This window comes from Streptosporangium sp. NPDC002607 (assembly GCF_053592655.1).
Genome location: NZ_JBSFWD010000077.1, coordinates 26,947 through 33,036, shown reverse-complemented (window position 1 = coordinate 33,036; position 6,090 = coordinate 26,947). Strand labels below are relative to the sequence as shown.

Here is a 6,090-nt window from a genome sequence, read left to right as displayed (position 1 = left end):
GCCTCCCACGACGTCTCCAGCAGCAACCGCTGCTGCGGATCCATCGCCAAAGCCTCACGCGGCGAGATCCCGAAGAACCCCGGATCGAACTCCCCCGCCTCGTGCAGGAAACCACCCTCACACACATAGCTGGTCCCGCGATGTTCGGCGTCCGGGTTGTACAGCGCCCCCAGATCCCAGCCCCGCCTGGTCGGGAATTCCGAGATCCCGTCCCCGCCCTCGGCCACCAGCCGCCACAGGTCCTCCGGAGAGGCCACCCCGCCCGGATAACGGCACGCCATGCCCACGATCACGATCGGATCGTCCGCCGCAGGCACGACGGACGTGGGGATGATCACGTCGGCCTTCTCGCCGAGCAACTCACCCAGCAGGAACTCCGCCAGCACCACCGGAGTCGGATAGTCGAACACCAACGTCGCCGGCAACCGCAACCCCGTCGCCACGTTCAACCGATTACGCAACTCCACCGCGGTCAGCGAATCGAACCCCAACTCCCGGAACTCCCGCCGCACCTCCACCAACTGCGGCGAAGCATGCCCCAACACCACCGCGACCTGTGCCCGCACCAACTCCACCACAAGCCGCACCCGATCAGCCTCACCCAGACCGGCCAACCGCCCCACCAACAACCCATCACCCACCCCCGACACCGACACCGCCGACCGGCGAACCCCACGCACCAACCCACGCAACAGATGAGGCACCTCACCCTGCGTGCGCACCGCCGACACGTCAAACCGCGCCGCCACAACCACCGCGGCACCCACCACACCCGCCGCCTCGAACAACCCCAACCCCTGCTCAGGCGACAACGGCACCACCCCCGCCCGCGCCATCCGCCGCAGATCGACCTCGCCCAGCGCCCCGGTCATCCCCGCACCCTGCGCCCACGGCCCCCACGCCAGCGACAGCGCAGCCAACCCCCGCGCTCGCCGATACTCCGCCAACGCGTCCAGGAACGCGTTCGCCGCCGCGTAGTTACCCTGCCCCACCCCACCGAACGTCCCCGCCACCGACGAGAACACCACGAACGCCGCCAGATCCAGACCCCGGGTCAGCTCATGCAGATACCAGGCCGCATCCACCTTCGGCCGCAACACCCCATCCAACCGCTCCGCCGACAGCGACGGAATCGTCCCGTCATCCAGCACACCCGCGGTATGAATCACCGCCGTCAACGGATGCTCGGCATCCACCCCGGCCAGCAACGCCACGACCTGGTCCCGATCGGCCACATCACAGGCGACGATCTCGACCTCGACCCCATGCGCGATCAGCTCGGCCCGCAGTTCCAGCGCGCCGGGGGCGTCCAGGCCCCGGCGGCTGGTCAACAGCAGACGCCGCACCCCACGCTCGGCCACCACATGCCGCGCGAACAACCCGCCCAGACCACCGGTACCACCAGTGATCAACACCGTCCCCTCCGGATCCCACGAGTGGACACCGTCATCGGCGAGGACATCACCAAGGTCCGAGCCGGGCGCCACCCGTGCCAGCCGCGGCACCCACACCTCACCCCCGCGCACCGCCACCTGCGGCTCGCCTGAGGCCAGAACCGCAGGCAGCACGTCAGACAAGGTCGCGAGCGAAGACTCCCGATCATCTACGTCGACCAGCACGAACCGGCCCGGATTCTCCGACTGAGCGCTGCGCACCAACCCTCGCGCCGCCGCCACGACCGGGTCCGGCGCCGCTTCATCGTCCTCATTGACACCGGCCACAACCCCGCACCGGGTCACCAACACCAGACGCGAATCGGCGAACCGGTCATCGGCCAGCCACCCCTGCAACAGGCCCAGAACCTGCGAGGTCAACTCGTGCACCGACGCCACGACCCCGCCGGCTCGACCAGAGACCGCTTCCGCCAGCACCACACCCGGCACCGGACCCGCCTCCACCAGCGACAGCAGATCCGCATGAACCGGCGCCGAATCCCCGCCCGAACCCCCAGCCGCCCGCAGCACCCCAGCGACACCCAACGTGTCCAGGCCGAGCACCGCCACCGGGAGCGGATCGGCGGTCGGGAGATCCGTCAGCGACGTCCACTCCAAGCCGAACAGCGCGTCCCGCTCCACCCCTCGGCCGCGTCCCGTGGCGGCGAACTGCTCGGCCGCGACCGGCCGCAGCACCAGCGACCGCGCCGACAGCACCGGTTCCCCAGCCGCGTCCACCGCCGTCACCGAGACCGCATCAGCATCGGTCCTGGCCAGCCGCACCCGCAGCACCGACGCACCACCGGCGTGCAGACAGACTCCTCCCCAGGAGAACGGCAACCGGCCGCCCTCGGCATCGTCCAGCCCGGCGAACGGCACCGCGTGCAACGCCGCATCCAACAGCGCCGGATGCAACCCGAACGAACCCGCGCTCGACGCCGCCCGCTCAGGCAGAACGACCTCGGCGAACACCTCACCGGCCTCGCCACGCCAGGCCGCCTTCAAGCCCTGGAACACCGGCCCGTAATGGAACCCGCCCGCGGCGAACTGGTCGTACAACCCGTCCAGCTCAATGACGGACGCCCCCTGCGGCGGCCACACCACCGTCTCGAACGGCGCGGCGGCGCGGCCTCCGGCCGTCAGCACACCGGTGGCGTGCTCAACCCACGGCTCCTCATCGGCGGCCTCCGCCGACCGGGCATAGATGCTCACACCACGACGGCCCGATCCGTCCGCCGCCCCCACCCACACCTGCACCGCGACCGCATCCCGCTCGCCCAGCACCAGCGGCGCGGTCAAGGTCAGCTCCTCGACCACATCACAGCCGGCCTGGTCACCCGCCCGTACCGCCAGCTCCACGAACACGCTGCCCGGCACCACCACCGAACCCATCACCAGGTAGTCGGCCAGCCACGGATGCGACCACAGCGACAACCGCCCGGTCAGCAGCACCCCATCGGAGCCGGCCAGCCCGACCGCGGCCCCCAGCAACGGATGGCCCGTAGCCGCCAACCCGGCAGCCGCCACATTCCCCACCCGCGAACCCGCACCATCAGGCCAGAAACGCTGACGCTGGAACGCATACGTCGGCAACTCCACCCGGTGCCCGCCCGCAAGCACCGACTCCCAGTCCACCGCCGCCCCACACACATGCAACTGGGCCAACGCCGACATGACCGACCACCGCTCGTCCCGGTCCCTGCGCAGCACCGGCACCATCACCGCGTCAGACCCCGTCACCAGGTCCGCGACGGGCTGATCCTCGGCGGCAAGGGTGTCCTGAGCCATGGCGGTCAGCACCCCGTCGGGGCCGAGCTCCAGATACGCCCGCACGCCCTGACCGTGCAGCGCCCGGATGCCGTCGGCGAAGCGGACCGCGCCGCGGACCTGCTCCACCCAGTAGTCCGGCGAGCACAACTGCTCGGCCGTGGCCACCTGGCCGGTCAGGTTCGACACCACCGGAACCTGCGGCGCGTTGAAGGTGAGCGTCCGGGCCAGTTCCCCGAACTCTTTCAGCATCGGCTCCATCAACGGCGAATGGAACGCATGCGACACCCGCAACCGCTTGGTCCGCACCCCCTGACCTTCCAGGGCGGCGGCCACCTCCAGCACCGCCTCCTCCACCCCGGAGATCACCACCGAGGCCGGGCCGTTCACCGCCGCGACCGACACCTCATCCTCGCGCCCGGCCAGCAGCGCGGCGACCTCCTCCTCGGCGGCCTGCACCGCCACCATCGCCCCACCCGACGGCAACGCCTGCATCAGCCGCGCCCGGCCCGCCACCAGCACACCCGCGTCGGCAAGCGACAGCACCCCGGCCACATGCGCCGCCGCGATCTCCCCGATCGAATGCCCCGCCAGCACATCCGGCTTGACACCCCACGAGGACACCAGCCGGAACAACGCCACCTCAAGCGCGAACAACGCCGGCTGCGCCCACCCCGTCCGATCCAGCGCCTCCACCTCGGGCGTGCCCGGCTCGGCGAACAGCGCCTCACGCAACGACCCGTCCAGTAGCGGATCCAGCTCGGCGATCACCTCGTCCAACGCCTCGGCGAACACCGGGAACCGGTCATACAGCTCCCGGCCCATCCCCGCCCGCTGGCTGCCCTGACCGGTGAACAGGAATGCGATCTTGTCCCGCCGCCCGCTCTGTCCCAGCAGGACGCCCGCACCAGACCGGCCCTCGGCCACGGCCCGCAGCCCGGCCACGACATCCTCGCGGGCACCGGCCAGCACCGCCGCCCGGTGCTCGAAGACCGACCGCGTCGTGACAAGAGAGAAGGCCATGTCGGCCAGATCCAGATCAGGCTCGGCATCCAGGTACGACACCAGCCGCTCGGCCTGCGCCCGCAGCGCCTCCGCCGTACGACCCGACACCAGCATCGGGGGCACGCCCGCGGTCGCCGCCGGGTCCCGGTCCTCCGCTCTCGCCGCGATTCGCCGGTTGTTCGGCGCCTGCTCAATGATCACGTGGGCGTTGGTGCCGGTGAGGCCGAACGACGACACCCCCGCCCGCCACGGCCGCTCCACCCGGGGCCAGGCCCTGGCCTCGGTCAGCAGTTCCACCGCACCGGCCGACCAGTCCACGTGCGACGACGGCGCATCCACATGCAACGTCCTGGGCAGCACCTCATGCCGCATCGCCATGACCATCTTGATCACACCCGCCACACCGGCGGCCGCCTGGGTGTGACCGATGTTCGACTTCACCGATCCGAGCAGCAGCGGCCGATCCTCCGGCCGATCCTGACCGTACGTCGCCAGCAACGCCTGCGCCTCGATCGGATCACCCAGCGTCGTCCCCGTACCGTGCCCCTCGACCACGTCCACATCGGCGGGGTTCAGCCCGGCGCTGCCCAGCGCCTGGCGAATCACCCGCTGCTGCGACGGACCATTCGGCGCGGTGAAGCCATTCGACGCGCCGTCCTGGTTCACCGCCGACCCGCGCAGCACCGCGAGTACCTGATGGCCGTTGCGCTGAGCGTCCGACAACCGCTCCAGGACCAGCACGCCCACGCCCTCGGCCCACCCCGTGCCGTCCGCCGCGTCGGCGAACGCCTTGCACCGGCCGTCAGGCGCCAGCCCACCCTGCCGGGTGAACTCCACGAACGCGCCAGGGGTGGTCATCACGGTCACCCCGCCCGCCAGCGCCAGCGAGCAGTCACCGCTGCGCAGCGCCTGCGTCGCCAGGTGCAACGCCACCAGGGATGACGAGCAGGCGGTGTCCACCGTCACCGCCGGGCCCTCCAGGCCCAGCGTGTACGAAAGCCGGCCGGAGGCCGCGCCCGCGCCCATGCCGGTCCCGACGTTGCCCTCGAGGTCGGCCAGCGAGCTCACCATCAGGTAGGAGTAGTCCTGACCGCTCATCCCGACGAAGACCCCGGTACGGCTGCCGCGCAGCCGGGCGGCGTCGATCCCGGCCCGCTCGACAGCCTCCCACGACACCTCCAGCAGCAGCCGCTGCTGCGGATCCATCGCCAGCGCCTCGCGCGGCGAGATCCCGAAGAACCCAGGGTCGAAGTCCGCGATGTCGCGGATGAAGGCTCCCTTTTCGGTGTCGCTTCGAGGTCGGCCGTCCGAATCATGACCCGACAGCATGTCGAGATCCCAGTCGCGGTCGGACGGGAAGCCCGAGGTGGCGTCACCACCTTCGACGATCAGCCGCCACAAATCCTCAGGGGAGGACACCCCGCCGGGAAACCGGCAGCTCATCGCCACGATGGCGATCGGCTCGGTGGTGACCGCGACCAGCTTCTGGTACTGACGCCGTAGCCGTTCGGCCTCCTTCATGGAGCTCCGGAGCGCCTGTACGACCTGCTCACTGGGCGTATCCATCACAGCCTCCGTACATCGGGCGGGGTCGGGAAACCTGCGGCCGGCGTCACCGGTACAGGACACCCACCGCCGCCGCGTCGATCGCGTCAGTCACCACGTCCCTCTCCGCACACACCGGCACCCGGTGCTCTCGCCTGGCGGAGCGTTCCCGCCAGGGAGGGGAGGCGGTATGCACGACGGGGCTCCCCTTAGCAGGAAGGTCGTCGAGCATGCCATCCATTCGGTGAAGTTAGGCCGATGGCGACTCGGCAAACGCCTAGTCTTTAGCGGGCCTGGCGAAGCCGGCCGTGCCCACGGGCCGTGGCCCGGGAAAACTAGT

1 protein-coding gene is annotated in these 6,090 nt (G+C 70.5%); it reads right to left on the bottom strand.

From position 1 onward, the window contains the following. Window positions 1–5,771 (bottom strand): SDR family NAD(P)-dependent oxidoreductase (locus ACWD3H_RS43640; protein ID WP_451959204.1); only part of this gene is annotated, 5,771 nt, incomplete at its 3' end. Window positions 5,772–6,090: the final 319 nt, after the last annotated feature.